The 18492-nt window shown below is 72.3% G+C and carries 20 protein-coding genes and 1 pseudogene; 7 read left to right on the forward strand and 14 right to left on the reverse strand.

Features of this window, described 5'->3' with window-relative positions:
- Positions 1-17 precede the first annotated feature (17 nt).
- A complete protein-coding gene (locus RWE79_RS11015) occupies positions 18-89 on the reverse strand; it encodes a trp operon leader peptide (RefSeq protein WP_475945742.1) in 72 nt (23 codons plus the stop codon).
- A 68-nt stretch (positions 90-157) separates the two neighbouring features.
- The gene (locus RWE79_RS11020) at positions 158-919 is read right to left on the reverse strand and encodes a GIDE domain-containing protein (protein WP_475939861.1); all 762 of its coding nucleotides are present in this window, start codon (positions 917-919) and stop codon (positions 158-160) included.
- A 157-nt stretch (positions 920-1076) separates the two neighbouring features.
- On the opposite strand from RWE79_RS11020, the gene RWE79_RS11025 reads away from it, so the two are divergent.
- Entirely contained in the window at positions 1077-2417 is a 1341-nt protein-coding gene (locus RWE79_RS11025; RefSeq protein WP_475939862.1) for a class II 3-deoxy-7-phosphoheptulonate synthase, read from the forward strand.
- A 142-nt stretch (positions 2418-2559) separates the two neighbouring features.
- Positions 2560-2826: a (2Fe-2S)-binding protein gene (locus RWE79_RS11030; protein ID WP_475939863.1), complete on the forward strand. Its 267-nt coding sequence runs from the start codon at positions 2560-2562 to the stop codon at positions 2824-2826.
- Between the two features lie 8 nt (positions 2827-2834).
- Here RWE79_RS11030 and bfr read toward each other — a convergent pair whose 3' ends face one another.
- Positions 2835-3314 carry a bacterioferritin gene (gene bfr, locus RWE79_RS11035; protein ID WP_475939864.1) on the reverse strand — a complete coding sequence of 160 codons (480 nt, stop codon included), beginning with the start codon at positions 3312-3314 and terminating at the stop codon, positions 2835-2837.
- Positions 3315-3495: 181 nt separating this feature from the next.
- On the opposite strand from bfr, the gene RWE79_RS11040 reads away from it, so the two are divergent.
- Positions 3496-4119, forward strand: coding sequence for a sulfite oxidase-like oxidoreductase (locus RWE79_RS11040; RefSeq protein ID WP_475939865.1), 624 nt, complete (start codon positions 3496-3498; stop codon positions 4117-4119).
- 55 nt (positions 4120-4174) lie between these two features.
- On the opposite strand, the gene RWE79_RS11045 is transcribed toward RWE79_RS11040, so the two are convergent.
- The 5 genes from RWE79_RS11045 to RWE79_RS11065 all read right to left on the reverse strand — a co-directional run bounded on the left by RWE79_RS11045 (position 4175) and on the right by RWE79_RS11065 (position 9696).
- Positions 4175-5035: a deoxyribonuclease IV gene (locus RWE79_RS11045; protein ID WP_475939866.1), complete on the reverse strand. Its 861-nt coding sequence runs from the start codon at positions 5033-5035 to the stop codon at positions 4175-4177.
- Position 5036: 1 nt separating this feature from the next.
- Entirely contained in the window at positions 5037-6926 is a 1890-nt protein-coding gene (pknB, locus tag RWE79_RS11050; protein WP_475939867.1) for a Stk1 family PASTA domain-containing Ser/Thr kinase, read from the reverse strand.
- Positions 6927-7075: 149 nt separating this feature from the next.
- Entirely contained in the window at positions 7076-7780 is a 705-nt protein-coding gene (locus RWE79_RS11055) for a response regulator (RefSeq protein WP_475939868.1), read from the reverse strand.
- Positions 7777-8958, reverse strand: coding sequence for a MacS family sensor histidine kinase (gene macS, locus RWE79_RS11060; RefSeq protein ID WP_475939869.1), 1182 nt, complete (start codon positions 8956-8958; stop codon positions 7777-7779). Before macS ends, RWE79_RS11055 begins: the two co-directional genes overlap by 4 nt.
- 24 nt (positions 8959-8982) lie before the next feature.
- Complete coding sequence (locus RWE79_RS11065) at positions 8983-9696, reverse strand: lysophospholipid acyltransferase family protein (RefSeq protein ID WP_475939870.1); 714 nt, start codon at positions 9694-9696, stop codon at positions 8983-8985.
- A 135-nt stretch (positions 9697-9831) separates the two neighbouring features.
- On the opposite strand from RWE79_RS11065, the gene RWE79_RS11070 reads away from it, so the two are divergent.
- From RWE79_RS11070 to RWE79_RS11080, 3 genes and pseudogenes are all read left to right on the forward strand, one after another.
- Positions 9832-10608 (forward strand): alpha/beta hydrolase, encoded by a 777-nt coding sequence (locus tag RWE79_RS11070; protein ID WP_475945744.1) that lies wholly within the window; start codon positions 9832-9834, stop codon positions 10606-10608.
- A complete protein-coding gene (locus RWE79_RS11075; RefSeq protein ID WP_475939871.1) occupies positions 10601-11155 on the forward strand; it encodes a hypothetical protein in 555 nt (184 codons plus the stop codon). Before RWE79_RS11070 ends, RWE79_RS11075 begins: the two co-directional genes overlap by 8 nt.
- Before the next feature lie 155 nt (positions 11156-11310).
- Positions 11311-11499: pseudogene (locus RWE79_RS11080) on the forward strand (RNA polymerase sigma factor); the annotation flags it as partial.
- 166 nt (positions 11500-11665) lie between these two features.
- On the opposite strand, the gene RWE79_RS11085 reads toward RWE79_RS11080, so the two are convergent.
- From RWE79_RS11085 to RWE79_RS11110, 6 genes are all read right to left on the reverse strand, one after another.
- Positions 11666-12457, reverse strand: coding sequence for an endonuclease/exonuclease/phosphatase family protein (locus RWE79_RS11085; RefSeq protein WP_475939872.1), 792 nt, complete (start codon positions 12455-12457; stop codon positions 11666-11668).
- A gap of 49 nt (positions 12458-12506) precedes the next feature.
- The gene (locus tag RWE79_RS11090) at positions 12507-13448 is read right to left on the reverse strand and encodes an ROK family glucokinase (RefSeq protein ID WP_475939873.1); all 942 of its coding nucleotides are present in this window, start codon (positions 13446-13448) and stop codon (positions 12507-12509) included.
- A 56-nt stretch (positions 13449-13504) separates the two neighbouring features.
- Entirely contained in the window at positions 13505-13900 is a 396-nt protein-coding gene (locus RWE79_RS11095) for a DUF5304 family protein (RefSeq protein WP_475939874.1), read from the reverse strand.
- A gap of 17 nt (positions 13901-13917) precedes the next feature.
- Positions 13918-15090, reverse strand: a complete 1173-nt coding sequence (locus RWE79_RS11100) for an ArsA family ATPase (protein WP_475939875.1) — start codon at positions 15088-15090, stop codon at positions 13918-13920.
- Between the two features lies 1 nt (position 15091).
- Entirely contained in the window at positions 15092-15562 is a 471-nt protein-coding gene (locus tag RWE79_RS11105; protein WP_475939876.1) for an SRPBCC family protein, read from the reverse strand.
- A 96-nt stretch (positions 15563-15658) separates the two neighbouring features.
- Positions 15659-16420: a metallophosphoesterase family protein gene (locus RWE79_RS11110; RefSeq protein ID WP_475939877.1), complete on the reverse strand. Its 762-nt coding sequence runs from the start codon at positions 16418-16420 to the stop codon at positions 15659-15661.
- Between the two features lie 224 nt (positions 16421-16644).
- Between RWE79_RS11110 and RWE79_RS11115 the strand changes: the two genes are divergently transcribed.
- Positions 16645-18444, forward strand: a complete 1800-nt coding sequence (locus tag RWE79_RS11115; RefSeq protein WP_475939878.1) for an AMP-dependent synthetase/ligase — start codon at positions 16645-16647, stop codon at positions 18442-18444.
- The last annotated feature ends 48 nt before the right edge of the window (positions 18445-18492 follow it).

Raw genomic sequence — 18492 nt, forward strand, 5'->3', positions numbered from 1 at the left:
CCTTCGCGAGACTGTCGTTACGCGCGCGATGGGTGGGCCGCCGGATGAGCGGTCCACCACCAGTTCATGTTGAGCTGCGGCGCGTACATGGCGAGGACACTAGCGCACGTCCGGATCGGATCGGAGCCGACACGGCCGCGCCCGAAGGCCCGTACGGTCAGCGGACCGCGGCGAGTACGGCGAAGACCATCCCGGCGACGGCCGCCACGCCCGCGGCCGCCCCGAAGCCCAGGACGTTGCGGTTCTCGTCCCGCAGCAGCTCCCGCTCGGACTTCACCGACATCAGGAACACCCCGCCCCCGGCCGGGGCCCCGACCGCCGGCGGGCCGTCGGCGTCGGCGGCCTCGCCGTGGACGTAGAACGGGCTGCCGGGGCGGACGAGCCACTCCTCGTGCCGGAAGCCGATCGTCGTGCCGTCCCCGTCCCCGCCGCCCCCGCTGCCGTCCACGCCGCCGGTGGGCGGGTCGAAGCGGTCGAGCACCTTCTCCGCGCCGACGACCCGGTGGCCGGCCGGTCGGATCGCCACCCGGCCGGTGCCGTCCTCCACCAGGAACGCCGTGGTGGAGGTGTGCTCGGACAGCACCTCGGTGCTGGTCCTGCGCTTGCGGTAGCCCCTGCTGTCGCGGTACGTCTCCTCGTACCTGCGGGTGATCCGGTGCCGGTGCCACACGCACTCCACGCCGGCCAGCCCGGACCTCAGCGCGCCGTCCCGGTGCGGGCGGGTGACGCCGGTGACCTCGCAGCGGTACCGGAAGGCGCCCTCGCCCGCGGCCTGCGCGGCGGCGGCGTGCAGGGCCAGCAGGTCCCGTACGGGCAGTGTCTCGGTGCTTTCCATGGAACGGGCCCGGCGGTGCGCGGCATGCGTGAGGTATCCGCAGACCGCTGCCACGGCCAGAGCGGCCAGTCCTGCCCAGATCACGACATCTCCCCGCGCCGAGGCGTCCCTGTCGACGGCGCAGACCCTATCCGGCGCCGCGACGCGCCGGTAGGGGCGGGCCAGGGCCGGAAAGCCGTCTCAGCCACTGGGCGGATGCGAAAAACAGTCGACACGACCCCGTAATGTGGAATCTGTGACCGTGAACGCTGAAACCCACGCCAGTGCCAACACCTGGCGCTCTCTGCCCGCGGCGCAGCAGCCCGAGTACCCGGATGCCGAGGCTCTGCGCGATGTGATCGCCGACCTCGAAGCGTATCCGCCCCTTGTCTTCGCGGGCGAGTGCGACCAGTTGCGCGACCGCCTGGGGGCCGTGGCCCGGGGTGAGGCGTTCCTGCTCCAGGGCGGCGACTGCGCCGAGGCCTTCGACGGCGTGTCGGCGGACCAGATCCGCAACAAGCTGAAGACCCTGCTGCAGATGGGCGCGGTGCTCACGTACGCGGCCTCCGTGCCCGTGGTGAAGGTCGGCCGGATCGCCGGCCAGTACAGCAAGCCGCGCTCCAAGCCGACCGAGACCCGGGGCGGGGTGACGCTCCCCACCTACCGGGGTGACTCGGTCAACGGCTTCGAGTTCACCGAGGCGTCCCGGATCCCCGATCCGGAGCGGCTCAAGCGGATGTACAACGCCTCTTCGGCGACCCTGAACCTGGTGCGTGCCTTCACCACCGGCGGTTACGCGGACCTGCGCCAGGTGCACGCCTGGAACCAGGACTTCGTGCGCAGCAGCCCCTCCGGGCAGCGCTACGAGGCGCTGGCCCGGGAGATCGACAACGCGCTGAACTTCATGAAGGCCTGCGGCACCGACCCCGCCGAGTTCCGGACGGTCGAGTTCTACGCGTCCCACGAGGCGCTGCTGCTGGACTACGAGTCGGCGCTGACCCGCACCGACTCGCGGACCGGGAAGCTGTACGACGTGTCGGGCCACATGGTGTGGATCGGTGAGCGCACCCGCCAGCTGGACGGGGCGCACATCGAGTTCGCGTCGAAGATCAGCAACCCGATCGGCATCAAGCTCGGCCCCACGACGACGCCGGAGGAGGCGCTGACGTACGTGGACCGGCTGGACCCCGACCGGGAGCCCGGACGGTTGACGTTCATCGTGCGGATGGGCGCGGACAAGGTCCGCGACAAGCTGCCGACCCTGGTGGAGAAGGTCACCGCTTCCGGCGCCCAGGTGGCGTGGGTGACCGACCCGATGCACGGCAACACCTTCGAGGCGGCCTCGGGCCACAAGACGCGCCGCTTCGACGACGTCCTGGACGAGGTCAAGGGCTTCTTCGAGGTCCACCACGGTCTGGGCACCCACCCGGGCGGTATCCATGTGGAGCTGACCGGCGACGACGTCACGGAGTGCGTGGGCGGCGGCGACGAGATCTTCGTCGACGACCTGCACCAGCGCTACGAGACGGCCTGCGACCCGCGGCTCAACCGCAGCCAGTCGCTGGACCTGGCGTTCCTGGTGGCGGAGATGTACCGGGGCTAGGCCTCGCTCCGGAGATCCCGCCGGCGGACGGAGAGGGGCACGGATCACAACGATCCGTGCCCCTCTCCGCTTTTCACCCATCCGAGTGCCGGGTAAGGTTAGGTTAACCTCATGACGACTTGAGGCGGACTCGGGAGAAGGGGTGAACCGCGTGTACGTCTGCTCGTGCTTCGGCGTCACCGAAGAGCAGGTCAAGCAGCATGCGGACGCCGGGCGCTGCACTCCCCGCCAGATCGCCTCGGCGTGCAAGGCGGGCACCGACTGCGGTTCCTGCGTACGTCGTATACAGGCCCTGCTGGGCCGCGGCACCGACTTCGCCACGCGGACGGACATGGCGTCGGCGGTGGCCTTCACCCCGGCCTCGGTGCCGGTCCCGGCCTCGGTCTCCGTCTCGGCGGAAGCCGCCTAGCTCTGCGGTCAGCTCTCCGGCTGCTCGATCAGCTGGGCGATGTAGAGCGCCTCGCCGAGCTTCTCGACCAGTTCCAGCTGGGTGTCGAGATAGTCGATGTGGTGCTCCTCGTCGGCCAGGATCGACTCGAAGATGTTGGCCGAGGTGATGTCCCCCTTGGCCCGCATGACCTCGATACCGCGCCGGAGCCGGTCGATGGCCTCGACCTCGACCTCGCGGTCGGCCTTGAACATCTCGGTGACCGTCTGGCCCACCCGGACATGGAAGAGCCGCTGGTAGTTCGGCAGGCCGTCCAGAAAAAGGATCCGGTCGGTGAGCACCTCCGCGTGCTTCATCTCGTCGAACGACTCGTGACGGGTGTATTTCGCGAGCTTCGTCCAGCCGAAGTTCTCCTGCATCTTGGCGTGCAGGAAGTACTGGTTGATCGCGGTCAGCTCGCCGGTCAGCTGCTCGTTCAAGAACTCGATGACCTCGGGGTCGCCCTGCATGGCAGACGCCGTCCTTCCTGGTGGTTCGGCAAGTTGGGCGCATCATGGCACCGCGCGCCGGGTCGATCCAGTAAGTACACGCTTACGACCTGGTACACGTCGTCGGTCCTGGTGGCCGGGTTGTCCCCGTTCGGGATGGTCCTGGTCGATAGCACTGCATCCGGTCTGTCACCATGGAGTCATGGGTCAGTCCGAACGCCGCGAGGGGGAGCCAGCGGGGCTTCCGCCCGGACAGCGGCTCCAGCGCGGCTGGCCGGTGACCCACTACGGACCTGTGCCGCGCTTCAAGCCCGACCGCTGGGAGTTCCGGGTCTTCGGCGCCACGGCGGACGGCGACAAGCACTGCTGGAACCACGAGGAGTTCGCGGCGCTGCCGTACTCGACCGTCGTCGGGGACTTCCACTGCGTGACGAAGTTCAGCATGCTCGGCGTGGAGTGGGGCGGCGTGGCCGCCTCCTCGGTCCTGAAGCTGGCGCCGCCCGCGTCCGGCGTCACCCATGTCATGGTGTGGGCCGAGTACGGCTTCAGCTCGAATCTGCGGATCGACGACTTCGCCGACGACAAGTCGATATTCGCCACCCACCGCGGCGGCGAACCGCTCACCGCCGAACACGGCTTCCCGGTACGCCTGATCGTGCCGCACCTGTACGCCTGGAAGGGCCCCAAGTGGGTCCGGGGCATCGAGTACATGACCGCCGACCGCCGCGGCTTCTGGGAGGAGCGCGGCTATCACAACATCGGCGACCCCTGGGCCGAACAGCGCTACTCCTACCAGGAGGAGCCCGGCGAGGGCCCCGAGCTGTAGCGTGCGGCCGCGCGGCCCCGGGCCGCGCTCGTCCTCGATCGCCGGACCGGCGGACTCAGCCCCGCAGTGACTTGAGGCGGGCCACGTCGGCCGCGTGGCCCTCGGGGCCGCCGGGGGTCTCGATGACCAGGGGGACGCCCTCGGTGGCGGGGTGGGCGAGCAGCTCGGCGAAGGCGTTCTCGCCGATGTGGCCGGCGCCGATGTTCTCGTGACGGTCCTTGTGTGCGCCCACGACGTCCTTGGAGTCGTTGGCGTGCACCAGCCGGAGCCGGCCGGCGCCCACCGTGGCCACCAGTTCGTCCAGCAGCAGCTTGGTGCCGCCGGGGGCCGCCATGTCGTGACCGGCGGCGAAGGCGTGGCAGGTGTCCAGGCAGACGCCGAGCCTCGGGTGCCGGTCGAGGGCGTCGAAGTACGGGCCGAGGTCCTCGGCCAGCGAGCACAGCGAGGAGCCCTGGCCGGCGGTGGGTTCGAGGAGCAGCCAGGGGTCGTCGTCGTGGGTCAGTTCGTCCAGCAGCGGCAGCATGTGCTCCCGGGCCTGGGCCAGGGCCACCGCGCGGGGGCGGCCGCCGGTCGCCGAGCCGGTGTGGACCACCACGCCGAGGGCGCCGATGGCGCGGGCCCGGCGCAGCGAGTGCCGCAGCGACACCACGGACCGCTCGACCGTGGCCTGCGTGTGCGAGCCGAAGTTGATCAGGTAGGGGGCGTGGACGTACGCCGGGAGGCCCCGGTCGGCACAGCCCTCGCGGAAGGCCTCGTCCTGGGCGGGGTTGCCGGGCGGGGTCGCCCAGCCGCGCGGGTTGGCGACGAAGACCTGCACGGTCTCGGCGCCCATGGCCGCCGCGTACGACAGACCGACCGAGGCCAGGCCCCCGGCGACGGGGACGTGCCCGCCGACGGGGTTGCGCGCGGCCGTCACGTCAGCTCACCCACAGGGTGATCGTGCTGCCCTTGGCGGCCTCTTTGCCGGCGCCCGGGGACTGGCTGGTGACCTTGCCGGTGAAGAAGTACTGGATCACGCGGACGTCGAACCCGGCGTCCTGGAGGATCTGCTTGGCCTCGTCGGCGTCCTTGCCCTCGACGTCCGGCACCTCGACCATCTGCGGGCCCTTGGACAGGGTGAGCGTCACGGTGTCGCCCCGGGCCGGCTCGGCGTCGTCCGGGCCGGGCTTCTGGGCGGCGACGGCGCCGGCGTCGGCCTCGTCGGAGTAGACGGTCCCGGCCGCGACCTTCACTTTCAGGCCGGCGTCCTCCAGATCCTGCCGTGCCTCGTCCTCGGACTCGCCCACGACGTCCGGTACGTCCACCGGCTGCCCCTTGCTGACGGTCAGCGCGACCGTGGTGCCCTTCGAGCGGCGGCTGCCGGGGTCCGGGTCGGTGGCGATCACGTCGCCGGCGGCCTCCTCGTCACTGAACGCGCGGGTGACCTTCCCCGGGGTGAGCCCGGCCTGCCGGAGCTCCTTGCGGGCGGTGGCCAGCGGCTTGCCGGCCAGGTCCGGGACGCGTACCCGCTCCGGGCCCTTGGAGACGGTGACGGTGACGGTGCCGTGGTCGCGGACCCGCTTGCCGGGGCCGGGGTCGGTGCTGATCACCCGGCCCTTGGCGACGGTCTCGCTGAAGCCGCTGACGACCCGGGTCTTCAGCCCCTCGGCCCGCAGGTCGTGCTCGGCGGTGGCCCGGGTCTCGTTCAGGACGGCCGGGGTGGTGGTGAACTGGCCGTCGGCGACGTACCAGACGCCGCCGGCCAGACCGAGGATCAGCAGCAGGACGGCGATCACGGCGACCGGTCCCCGGCGACGGCCGGGGGCCGGTGGCGGGGGCGGCGGCGTGGCCAGGAAGGCGGTCCGGTTCAGGGCCTCGGTCGGGTCGGTCGGCGCGGTGCGCGCGATGGCCGTCGTCGGCTCCTCCGCGCCCACCGCCGCCACCGGCAGCGCGGCCGGCGGTACCGCGTCCAGCTGCTCGGGGCCGAGCGCCTGCCGGACGGCGTGCACCGCCGCCAGCAGCCCCACGGCGTCGGCCGGGCGCCGCGCGGCGTCCCGGGCCGCCGCGCTCGCCACCAGCCGGTCCAGTTCGGGGGCGAGGCCGGGCACGGCGGCGGACGGCGGCGCGATGTCCTCGTTCAGGCGCCGGTAGATCGCCTGCACGGCGTTCTCGGCGGCGTAGGGCTTGGCGCCGGTCAGCATCTCGTACAGCACCAGCCCGCAGGCGTACACATCGGTACGCGGGTCGGTGGTGCCGCTCTCGATCTGCTCGGGCGCCATGTACGACGCGGTGCCCAGGACGCCGTCACCGATCGAGGTGGTGTTGGTGTCCACCGCCCTGACCAGGCCGAAGTCGGCGACCTTCACCCGGCCGTCGTCGCCGATCAGCACGTTCTCCGGCTTCATGTCCCGGTGCACCAGCCCGGCCCGGTGCGCGGCTCCCAGGGCGGCCAGCACGGGCTCCAGGATGTCCAGGGCCGCCCGCGGCTGGAGCGCCCCGCGCTCGCGCAGCACGTCGCGCAGGGTGCAGCCGGCGATGTACTCCATCGCCAGATAGACGTAGGTGCCGTCGGTGCCCTGGTCGAAGACCCCGACCACGTTCGGGTGCGCGAGCCGGGCCACGGCCTTGGCCTCCCGGATGAACCGGTGGACGAAGCCGCTGTCCGCGGCCAGCCCCGGATGCATCACCTTCAGCGCCAGCACACGGTCCAGCCGGGTGTCCACGGCGCGGTACACCGTGGCCATACCGCCGACCGCGATCCGGGTCTCCACCCGGTAGCGGCCGTCGAGCGTCTGCCCGACGAGCGGGTCCTGAAGGGTCGTGTCCACGGCTTGAAGTGTACGAGCCCCGGATGACCCGTCCGGCGTACCCCGCCGCCTTGTGGCACGCCCGTGCCCGACCGGGACCGAACCGTGACCCGCGCCGGCCGGTCCGGGCACGCGGCGGGTGCCCGCCGGGTGCCCGCGGAGGGGCGGGGTCAGCCCTCGTCCAGGCCGCGTTCGATGGCGTAACGGACCAGTTCGACGCGGTTGTGGAGCTGGAGTTTGCCCAGGGTGTTCTGGACGTGGTTCTGGACGGTGCGGTGCGAGATGACCAGGCGCTCGGCGATCTGCTTGTAGCTCAGGCCCTTCGCGACGAGGCGGAGGACCTCCGTCTCGCGCTCGGTGAGGCTGGGCGCCCGGGGGCCGTGCGGGGTGGCCGGGGCGGGGTCGGAGGCGAGCCGGCGGTACTCGCCGAGGACCAGGCCCGCCAGGCCGGGGGTGAAGACGGGGTCGCCGACGGCGGTGCGGCGGACGGCGTCGAGGAGTTCCTCACGGCCGGCGGACTTCAGCAGATAGCCCGTGGCGCCGGACTTGACGGCCTCCAGGACGTCGGCGTGCTCGCCGCTGGCGGACAGCACGAGGACCCGGAGCGCCGGGTTGTCGCCGATGACGTCCTTGCAGACCTGCACCCCGGACAGCCCGGGGAGGTTCAGGTCGAGGACGAGGACCTGCGGCAGCGCGGCCTTGGCGCGGCGCACCGCCTCCGGGCCGTCGCTCGCCGTGGCGACGACCGCGTAACCGGCCTCCCCGAGGTCGCGGGCGACGGCGTCGCGCCACATGGGGTGGTCGTCGACCACCATCACGCGCACCGCCGCGACGGATGCGTCGGACACGTCGGCCAGGCCGGCTGCGTCGGTCATTTCGTGAGCCTCATTTCCACTTCTGCCCCCTGCCCCGGCACCGAGACGACTTCCACCGTCCCGCCCAGATCACGCAGACGGCCTCGGATCGACTGGGCGACCCCGAGCCGCCCTTCCTTCTCCGCGTCGGCGAGCCGGCCCTCGGGGATGCCGGGTCCGTCGTCGCGGACGCTGACCAGAACGGCGTCCGGTTCGTCCTCCAGCAGGATCCACGCCCGGGCGCTGTCCCCGGCGTGCAGGCGTACGTTGTCGAGCGCGGCGCCGACCGCCGCGGCCAGCTCGGTCGCGGCGTACGTCCCCACCAGGACAGGAGTACCCGGTGCCGACACGGTGACGCGGGCGGCGGCCAGGGAAGTCAGCAGCGGGCGCAGGTCGACCGGCCCGGAGGGCTTCGCCGGGGAACCGTCGCCCGCGCCGTCGCGGGCCTCGTCGGGGTCCCCCGCGGCCGGGGTGGCCTGGCCGGTCACCAGGGCCCGCAGGGCGACCTCCTGCCCGCCGGCCAGCCGGCCCAGCTCCGCCGCCTCGCCACCGATCTCGGCGCCGCGGCGCTGGACCATGGCCAGCACCTGCAGGACACCGTCGTGGATGTCGCGGGCGAGGCGTTCGCGTTCGCGCGTGGCGGCCTCGATCCGCAGGGCGCGGGCCAGGACGCGCTCACTGGTGCGGGCGACCTCGACGACATAGCCGATGGCGATGCTGGCGATCCACACCAGCAGCACGTTGTGCACGGTGTCGCGGGAGAGCGCGCCGCGCTCCAGGACGTTGGCGACTCCGACCAGCGCCGAGGCGGCGGCCGCCCACCGCCAGCCGCCCTTGACGGCGAACGCCAGCACGGAGCCCGCGGTCCATATCGACGGCAGCGTCGGGCCGCCGTCCAGGATGCGCTGATGCGTGGCGACGGCCGGGGTGAGCAGGATGCCGGTGAGCGCGAGGGTGATGTCGGCGGTCAGGAACCGCTTGGTGCAGCGCTGCGCCGAGCCGACCCGGCCGAGGGTGAGCAGCGTCCACCCGGCGAGCACCGCCAGGTACCCGACGCCCAGCCAGGGGCGCCGGTAGTCGTCCTCGCCCCAGCCGATGCCGAACAGCCCGACCGCGTAGGCCAGCGTGAGCAGCCGGTAGGCCGTGAGCGCGCGCCACAGCGGCTGCTCGACGGACATCCTGACGACCCGGTCCCCCATCGGTCTCTCCCCCTGTGGGCAGGCCTACGACTCGGCGGCCGCCTGCTGCTTCCTCGCCTCGGCGATCTGCCGCTTGGCGGCGGTCGCGTAGATGTCCTCGTACTCCTGGCCGGACAGTTTCATGATCTCGTACATGACCTCGTCGGTCACCGCGCGCAGGATGAAGCGGTCGCCGTCCATGCCGTGATAGCGGCTGAAGTCCAGCGGTTCGCCGATCCGGATGCCCGGCCGCATCAGCTTGGGCACGACCTTGCCGGGCGGCTGGATCTTCTCGGTGTCGATCATCGCGACCGGGATCACCGGGGCCCCGGTGGCCAGCGCGATGCGGGCCAGCCCGCCGGGCTTGCCCCGGTAGAGGCGGCCGTCGGGCGAGCGGGTGCCCTCGGGGTAGATGCCGAAGAGCTCACCGGCCTCGATGACCTTGATGCCGCTGCGGATCGCCGCCTCGCCGGCGCCGCGCGCCCCGGAGCGGTCGACGGGCAGCTGGCCGACGCCCTTGAAGAAGGCGGCGGTGAGCTTGCCCTTGAGGCCGGGCGTGGTGAAGTACTCGGCCTTGGCGATGAAGGTGACCTTCCGGTCGAGCACCGCCGGAAGGAAGAACGAGTCGGAGAAGGACAGGTGGTTGCTCGCAAGGATCGCCGGCCCCTGCGCGGGGATGTTTTCGAGCCCCTCCACCCATGGCCGGAACGCGGCCTTGAGCGGGGAACCGATGGCGACCTTCATCACGCCGTACAACAACCCGACCTCCTGTGTCTGACCCAAAGACCTTAACGCCAGATCGCTCCGTGCTCTCCCCCGGTGCCGGGCGTCCGCGTACTGTTGGGTATTCCTCGCGTGCCCCCGCCCTCGGGACTCATGAACTGGAGACACACGGTGCCGCTCATGCCCGGAGCCGAGCCCTTCCGCCACGACGGCGGTGAGATCGGTGTGCTGCTCTGTCACGGCTTCACCGGTACGCCGCAATCGCTGCGGCCGTGGGCCGACCATCTCGCGGAGCGCGGCCTGACGGTCTCGTTGCCGCTGCTTCCCGGGCACGGCACCCGCTGGCAGGACATGCAGCTCACCGGCTGGCAGGACTGGTACGCCGAGGTGGACCGCGAGCTGCGCACCCTCACCGCGCGCTGCTCCCAGGTCTTCGTCTTCGGTATGTCGATGGGCGGCGCGCTGGCCCTGCACCTGGCGGCCGAGCACGGTGACTCGGTCCGGGGCATCGTCCTGGTCAACCCGTCGGTCAAGGCCGACAGCCACCAGCTCAAGGCCGTGCCGGTGATCCGGCATCTCGTCCCCTCCGTGCCCGGCATCGCCAGCGACATCGCGAAGGAGGGCTCGGAGGAGGTCGGTTACACCCGCACCCCGCTGCACGCGGTGTACTCGCTGAGCCGCTTCTGGAAGCTGGTGCGCGCCGGCCTCCCGCAGGTCACCCAGCCGCTGCTGCTGCTGCACAGCCGGGTCGACCACGTCGTGCACCCGTCGAACTCGGCGGTCGTGCTGAGCCGGGTGTCGTCCACCGACGTGACCGAGCGGGTCCTGGAGCGCAGCTACCACGTGGCGACCCTGGACCACGACGCCCAGCAGATCTTCGAGGAGTCCTACGACTTCGTCCAGCGGCTCGCGGCCCCCGCCGCGAAGGAGGACGCTGCACGTGGCTGAACCCGAGGAGCAGGGGCAGCCCCCGCTCGACGAGGCTGCCGCCTGGGCCGAGTTGGTCGCCGCGTACGACACCGACCCGGAGCCCGGCACCGGCTCCTGGCCCGCGGCGGAGGACCTGCCCCGGCTGCCGGACGCGGACGGCGACGCCCCGGCGGACGGCACATCCGTGGACGACGGCGCCCCGGACGGCGAGGAGCGGGAAGGGCCGTCGGCAGTGGTCCCGCCGACGTTCACCGGCATCGTCATCCACCCCGTCATCACCGGCCCCCGCGACTACGAGGTCACCGAGGAGGACGAGGGCCACTTCGAGCCCCCCGAGCCCCCGCCGCTGCCCGAGACCGACGTCACGACCAGGTTCGCGTGGCTCGCCGTGCTCGGTGGTCCCGCGCTGATCTTCGCCTTCATCCTGCTCCAGGAGGAGCTGCCCTGGTGGGCCGTGACCGTCGGCATCGGCGGCTTTCTCGGCGGCTTCGCCACGCTGGTCGCGCGGATGCGCCCCGGCTCCGACGATGACGACGACCTGCCGGACGGCGGCGCGGTGGTCTGACGCCCCGGCCTCTTGCCTCAGGGCACGCACAACACCGCCACACGGCCCGCCCGGAACGCTCCGGGCGGGCCGTGCCGCGTTCACCGGCCTCTGGAACCCGATCCCGCCCAACGGCGAAGTACCGGTGAAAGCCCAGGACTTCGGAGTGCCGTACGGACGAACCCGAGGCGTTCGCCGCGCTGTTCGACCGCCATGCCGGTTCGGTGCACCGCTACGCGGCGCGCAGGCTCGGCGCGGAGGCGCCGGACGACCTGATGGCGGAGACGTTCACCACAGCGTTCCAGCAGCGGCACCGGTACAACACCGGGTACGCCGACGCCCGCCCGTGGCTGTTCGGCATCGCCTGGTGGCCGCGACGCGACGTCCTGCGCGAGTGGGACGCCGGTCCCCCCGGGCCGTGTTTTAGAAGTCCCGCCTGTCCCGCGACGCTCCCCCAGCCTGGCGGCTGGGGGCACCCCCACCCGGCGGTAGCCGGGGGAGCCGCGGGACCCGCCCTCCGGGCGGCCGGCGCTACTTCTGAAACACGGCCTGTGCCCGGCCGGGGGCGGGCGGCACTCTGAGGGCGGCCAGGACCGGGAGGTGGTCCGTGGCCGCTCTCAGGTCGCGCGGAGTGATGCCGGGGAGGCCGAGGGGGACGCCGCAGCCGAGGACTTCGATGCCGGGGGTGGCGAAGACGGCGTCGATGCGCTGGTGGGGGGCGTCGGGGGTGGAGGTCAGTTCGGCGCCCCACGGCTGTACGGCCCAGCAGTCCTGGAGCTCGGCGGCCAGCCGGCGGAAGGCCCGTCCGCCGGGGCGGTCGTTGAGGTCGCCGCCGGCGACGGCATGGGGTTCGCCCATGGCGGCGAGGCGGTCGAGGAGCAGCCCGGCCTGGGCGTGGCGCTCGCGGGCGGCGAGGCTGAGGTGGGTGCTGACCACGGAGAGCCGGGCGGCGCCGAACCGGACGACGGCGGTCGCGAAGCCGCGCTGGTGGAGGCCGGGGGTGCGGGGCAGCAGCACGTCCTCGGTCCGCTCGATGTGCGGGCGCAGCGAGGAAAGGATCAGCGGGCCGGCGGCGGTGGCGCCACCGGTGACCGTGACCAGGCCCGACTCGCGGGCGAGCCAGGCGGCGGCCTTGCGCCAGCGGAAGAAGCGCGGCGCCTCCTGGATGAGGGCGAGGTCGGGGGCGCAGGCCCGGATGACCCGGGCCAGCGCCTCCCGGTCGTCCCGCATCGAGCGGACGTTGTAGCTCAGCACCCGGACGACGGCGGAGCCGTCGGGCTCCGTACGGGAGGCGGGCAGGTCCGGCAGCGCGGTTTCCCTCACGCCGTGTGCCTTCCCCCGCACCGCCCCCGCCCGAAACCGAAACCCGGGATCAGCCCTGGCGGGCCAGGTCCGCCGCGCCCACCAGTCCGGCCTTTCCGCCGAGCTGGGCGGCGAGCACCTGCGCGTGCGGCCGGTACTGGCCGCCGACGAGCCAGCGGCGGAAGGACTTGCGGATGGGTTCGAGCACCAGTTCGCCCTCGTCGGAGACGCCGCCGCCGACGATGAAGGCGGACGGGTCGAACAGCGACGCCAGGTCGGCGAGGCCGGCGCCGGCCCAGCGCGCGAGCTCGCGGAAGGAGTCGACCGCGACCTTGTCGCCGCCGCGGGCGGCGGCGCTGATGTGCTGGCCCTCGATGCCGTCCGGCGTGCCGTCGCCGAGCGACAGCAGCAGGGCGGCGTTCTCCGGCTGGGCCACGGCGCGCTGCTTGGCGTAGCGCACCAGCGCCCGCCCGGAGGCGTACTGCTCCCAGCACCCCTGGCTGCCGCAGCCGCACAGCAGGCCGTCCGGCACCATGCGGATGTGGCCGAACTCGCCGGCGACGCCGAAGCGGCCGCGGCGCAGCTTGTTGCCGATGATGATGCCGCCGCCCAGCCCGGTGCCCAGGGTGATGCAGATGACGTCGTCGTGGCCCTGGCCGGCGCCGAAGCGGTACTCGCCCCAGGCGGCCGCGTTCGCGTCGTTCTCGACGACGACGGGGAGACCGACGCGCTGCTCGACCTTGTCCTTGAGCGGCTCGTGGCGCCAGTTGATGTTGGGCGCGAAGAGCACGGTGGCACGCTTGTCGTCGACGTATCCGGCGGCACCGATACCCACGGCCTCGACGGTGTGCTGCGTGCTGACGTCACGGACCGCCGCCGCGATCGCGTCGACCACCCCTTCGGGGGTCGGCGGGGTCGGCACCTTGACGGTTTCGAGAATCGCGCCGTCCTCGTCGACCACCCCGGCCGCGATCTTGGTGCCGCCGATGTCGACGCCGATGGTGAGTCCCATGTGTCCCTCAGTTTTCGGTCGATCCCCGCCGAGTCCAACCGTACCGGAGGGATGCGTCAGTCCAGGTCGATGTGCTCGCTGGACGAGCCGCCCGCGGTGCCGGTAGTGCCGCCGCCGGAGCCGGAGGTCCAGCGGCGTTCGTGGCCGGATACCGCGGCGCGGTAGGCGGCGAGAAGTTCGGAACCGGCCTGCGCCAGATGGTCGAAGACCTCGGGATTACGTTCCTTGATCGGGTCGACGACCTGCTTGACCTGCGAGATCACCGTCTCGGCGGCCATCGCCACGCCTGGCTGGCGCAGCACCGAGATCCGGTCGGCGACGGCCTCCGCGAGCCGCCGCAGCTCTTCGGCGGCGCTGCCGGGGCCCTGCCCGGCCCGTTCCCGGCGACGGGCGTTCTCCGCTGCGATGTCCTCCGCGCTGGCCTTCGCCCAGGCATCCTCATCAGTGCTCATACATCGACGTTACCGGGTCATCGGGGCCAGAGCGCCGGGTCGGGCTCGAACCGGACGTTCAGGGTGCCGTCGCGCAGCGAGGCTCCGGTCACGCCGCAGCGGCGCAGCCCGGAGGGCAGCGGCAGGATGCGGCGGAAGCCCTCGGTGTCGATGACGAGTTCGTCGCCCCTGCGGACCAGGTCGAGGCGTTCGCGGGTGGCGCCGGGCAGCGGCAGCCGCCAGAGGAAGTGGCCGTCGGCGGCGAGCCGGTCCTCGACGGTCCAGGGCCTGACGCGCTCCGGCGCCGGGGTGTCCGGCCTGTCCGGCGTGTCCGGCCTGTCCGGGACGGCCAGCGCGGCCAGGTCCTGCGCGCCGTGCGGTCCGCGGCCCAGGTGAGGCACCTCGTGCACGGGGGTGCCGGCCAGTTCGGAACGCAGGGCGCGCAGTTCCTTGTGCTGCTGCGCGGACAGCTCGGCCAGCCAGGGGTCGGGGGAGCCGCCGGGCAGCACCCGGTTGGCGACCACGGCCTCCAGACGGTGGCCGAACAGGGCGAGGCCGGTGCGGGCGTGCCGGACCGCCTCGGCGGCGTGCGCACCCGGCTCCACGACGAGCCGTACCGAGGTCGCGGGGTCCTCGATCACGGCCTGCGCGGCGGCCAGTTCGACATCCGCCCGGGCGGCGGCCTCGTAGGCCCGCTCCCCCGGCATCGGTACGCCGGCGAGCTGCGCGAGGACCGGCCGCAGGGCGCGGGCGGCCTGGCGTTCGGGCGGTACGAGCCGGCCGAGGTAGCGGCGCAGCTGTTCGGGCAGCGCGAGTGCGGCCAGGGCGGCGTGGACCGGCGGCAGGTCGACGACAAGGGTGTCCGGGGCGTCGTCGGCCAGGGCCGCGTCGCGCAGGGCGCGCAGCAGGGCGAGGGCGTCGGCGCCGGGGAGCTCGGTCAGTTCCTCCGGGTCGAGCGGCGCGGCCCCGAGCAGGTCGAGTACGGAGCCGAGCCGGCCCTGGACCTCCAGGGCGTCGGCGCGGAAGGACGCGGCCGGGTCGACGCGGACGACGGTGACGCCGGGCAGCGCGTCCGGGGCGGGGAAGGCGCCGCCGCGGTCGGCCGAGACGAGCAGGACGCGGCGGCCCCGGGCGGCCTCGGCGGCCGCTGTCGCGGCGGCGATCGTGGTGCGGCCGGAGCCGCCGGGGCCGGTGACGAGGAGTGTGCGCACCTCAGGCCCGGGCGTCGGCGGACCCGGCCGGGCCGCCCGACTCCACGCGCTTCTTCAGGCCGGACAGGGCGCGGTCGATGATGACCTTCTCCGCCTTGCGCTTGATCATCCCCAGCATGGGGATCTTGACGTCGACGGTCAGCTGGTAGGTGACCTCGGTGCGCTTGCCGCCGTCGAGCGGGGCCAGCACATAGGCGCCGTCCAGGGAGCGCAGCATCTGCGACTTGACCAGCGACCAGCGGACCTCGCTGCCGCCGACCCACTGGTAGGCCAGGGTGTGGTCGTCCTTGATGGCACCGGCGTCCAGCAGCAGCCGGACCTGCTCGGCGCGGCCCTGGTCGTCGGCGGAGAGGATCTCCGCCTCCTTCACCTCGCCGGTCCACTCGGGGTACCGCGCGAAGTCGGAGATGACCCCCATGACCTCGGCCGGAGCCGCGTCGATCGTGATGCTCGACTTGGTGTGTTCCGCCATCGCCGTGGCCCCTCCGGGACTTCGCAGGACTGGTGTTGTTGCAGGCTACCGCGTACGTCCCGAACACAGGACCGCCGGGGCGGCGTCAGCGGGCGATCACCACTCCAGGGCCCACGGCGTACGGGTGGCGTTGAAGTGCCCCACGTTGACGCACTCGGTGGTGCCGATCCGCATGCGCCGCGCCAGCGGCTGGTGGACGTGCCCGAACAGGGCGTACCGGGGGCGGATCTCGTTGATCGCGTCGAGCAGTGCCTCGCTGCCCCGCTCGAAGCGGCGGGCGACGGTGTCGTAGCAGAGCTCGGGGACGGCCGGCGGGATGTGCGAGCACAGCACGTCGACCGGGCCGAGGGCGGCGACCTTCGCCGCGTACTCCTCGTCGTCGACCTCGTACGGCGTCCGGTAGGGGGTGCGCAGGCCGCCGCCGACGAAGCCGAAGACCAGGCCGCCGATCTCGGCCGTGGCGCCGTCCAGGACGGTGGTGCCGGGGCGGGCGTACTCCGGCCAGAGGGCGGGGACGTCGACGTTGCCGTAGGTGGCGTACGTGGGGGTGGGGAAGGCCGCGAAGAGTTCGGCGTACTGGGCGCGTACCGCGCTCTCGACGGCGGCGCGGCGGTCCAGGCCGGCCCACAGTTCGGCGTCCAGGGCGCGGGCCTCGTCGAAACGCTTGGCGGTGCGCAGGGCGACCATGCGGGTGGCGTTCTCGGTGCCGAACAGGTCGGGGAAGATGCCGCGCGAGTGGTCGGCGTAGTCGAGGAAGAGGACGAGGTCGCCGAGGCAGACCAGGGCGTCGGCACCGTTCCCCGCCTTGCCGAGCGCCTCGACCGCACCGTGCACATCACTGACGACATGGACCCGCATGCCGATCACTCTAGTGCCCCCTACCAGCGGGTCACCCGCCTTCTGGACTACCCTTCGGTCAGCAGTTCTGGGGCGAGTGCCGGGTATGTGACACACAAAACATCTACACGTCGCCTCTATCGCGATTGCTTTACCGGTGGGTAACGTCCGGTCAGTCCAATGCCCGTGAGTTCAGTGGACGCAGCAGCCAGCACCGCCGCCGGCGCCGATGAGGAGCAGCAGTCTTGCGCGAGTTCAGCCTTCCGGCCCTTTACGAGGTCCCAGCGGACGGCAATCTGACGGATCTCATCCGCCGCAACGCCGTGCAGCATCCCGATGTCGCCGTGATCGCCAGAAAGACGCCCGCGGGCGACTGGCAGGACGTCACCGCGACCGCCTTCCTCGCCGAGGTCCGGGCCGCCGCCAAGGGCCTGATCGCATCGGGTGTCGAGCCGGGCGACCGGGTCGCCCTGATGTCGCGCACCCGCTACGAGTGGACGCTCTTCGACTTCGCGATCTGGAGCACCGGCGCGGTCACCGTGCCGGTGTACGAGACCTCCTCGGCCGAGCAGATCGAGTGGATCCTCAGCGACTCCGGCGCCGTCGCCGTCATCGTGGAGACCGAGGGCCACGAGCGGGAGGTCGAGTCGGTACGGGACCGGCTCCCGCAGCTCAAACAGCTGTGGCGGATCGAGTCGGGCGCGGTCGACACGCTGGTCGCGGCCGGCAGCGACATCTCCGAGCGGGTCGTCGACGAGCGCAGCGCGACCGCGAAGGCGGACTCCCCGGCGACGATCGTCTACACCTCGGGCACCACCGGCCGCCCCAAGGGCTGTGTGCTGAGCCACCGCAGCTTCTTCGCCGAGTGCGGCAACGTCGTGGAGCGGCTGCGGCCGCTGTTCCGTACCGGCGAGTCCTCGATCCTGCTCTTCCTGCCGCTGGCGCACGTCTTCGGGCGGCTGGTGGAGGTGGCCTCCATCATGGCCCCGATCAAGCTCGGCCACGTCAGCGACATCAAGAACCTCACCGGTGAGCTGTCCTCGTTCCGGCCGACGCTGATCCTCGGTGTCCCCCGGGTGTTCGAGAAGGTCTACAACTCGGCCCGTGCCCAGGCCCAGGCGGGCGGCAAGGGCAAGATCTTCGACAAGGCCGCGGACACCGCCATCGCGTACAGCCGGGCCCTGGACAGCGCCGGCGGCCCGTCGGTCGGCCTGAAGTTCAAGCACCGGGTCTTCGACCGGCTGGTCTACAGCAAGCTGCGCGAAGTGCTGGGCGGCCGGGGCGAGTACTCCATCTCCGGCGGCGCGCCGCTCGGCGAGCGCCTGGGCCACTTCTTCCGCGGTATCGGCTTCACCGTCCTGGAGGGGTACGGCCTCAGCGAGTCCTGCGCTGCCACCGCCTTCAACCCCTGGGACCGTACGAAGATCGGCACCGTCGGCCAGCCGCTGCCCGGCTCCACGGTGCGCATCGCCGACGACGGCGAGGTGCTGCTGCACGGCGAGCACCTGTTCACCGGGTACTGGAACAACGAGGCCGCGACCGCCGAGGCGATCTCCGACGGCTGGTTCCACACCGGCGACATCGGCACGTTGGACGAGGACGGGTACCTCGCCATCACCGGCCGCAAGAAGGAGATCATCGTCACCGCCGGCGGCAAGAACGTCGCCCCCGCGGTGATCGAGGACCGCATCCGCGCCCACGCCCTGATCGCCGAATGCATGGTGGTCGGCGAGGCCAGGCCCTTCATCGGCGCCCTCGTCACCATCGACGAGGAGTTCCTGCCCCGCTGGGCCGAGCAGCACGGCAAGCCGGCCGGCACGACGGTCGCCGACCTCAAGGACGACCCGGACCTGCTGGCCGCCGTCCAGCAGGCCGTCGACGACGGCAACGCCGCGGTCTCGCACGCCGAGGCGGTGAAGAAGTTCCGCGTCCTCACCTCGCAGTTCACCGAGGAGTCGGGGCACATCACCCCCTCGCTCAAGCTCAAGCGCAATGTGGTGCTGAAGGACTTCGCCGGCGAGATCGAGGCCATCTACACCCGCTGAGGTCCTCGATCGCCGGGCCGGGGGCACCTCCCGGCGACAGCTGGGGGC

The sequence above is a fragment of the Streptomyces sp. RLA131 genome, assembly GCF_056270125.1.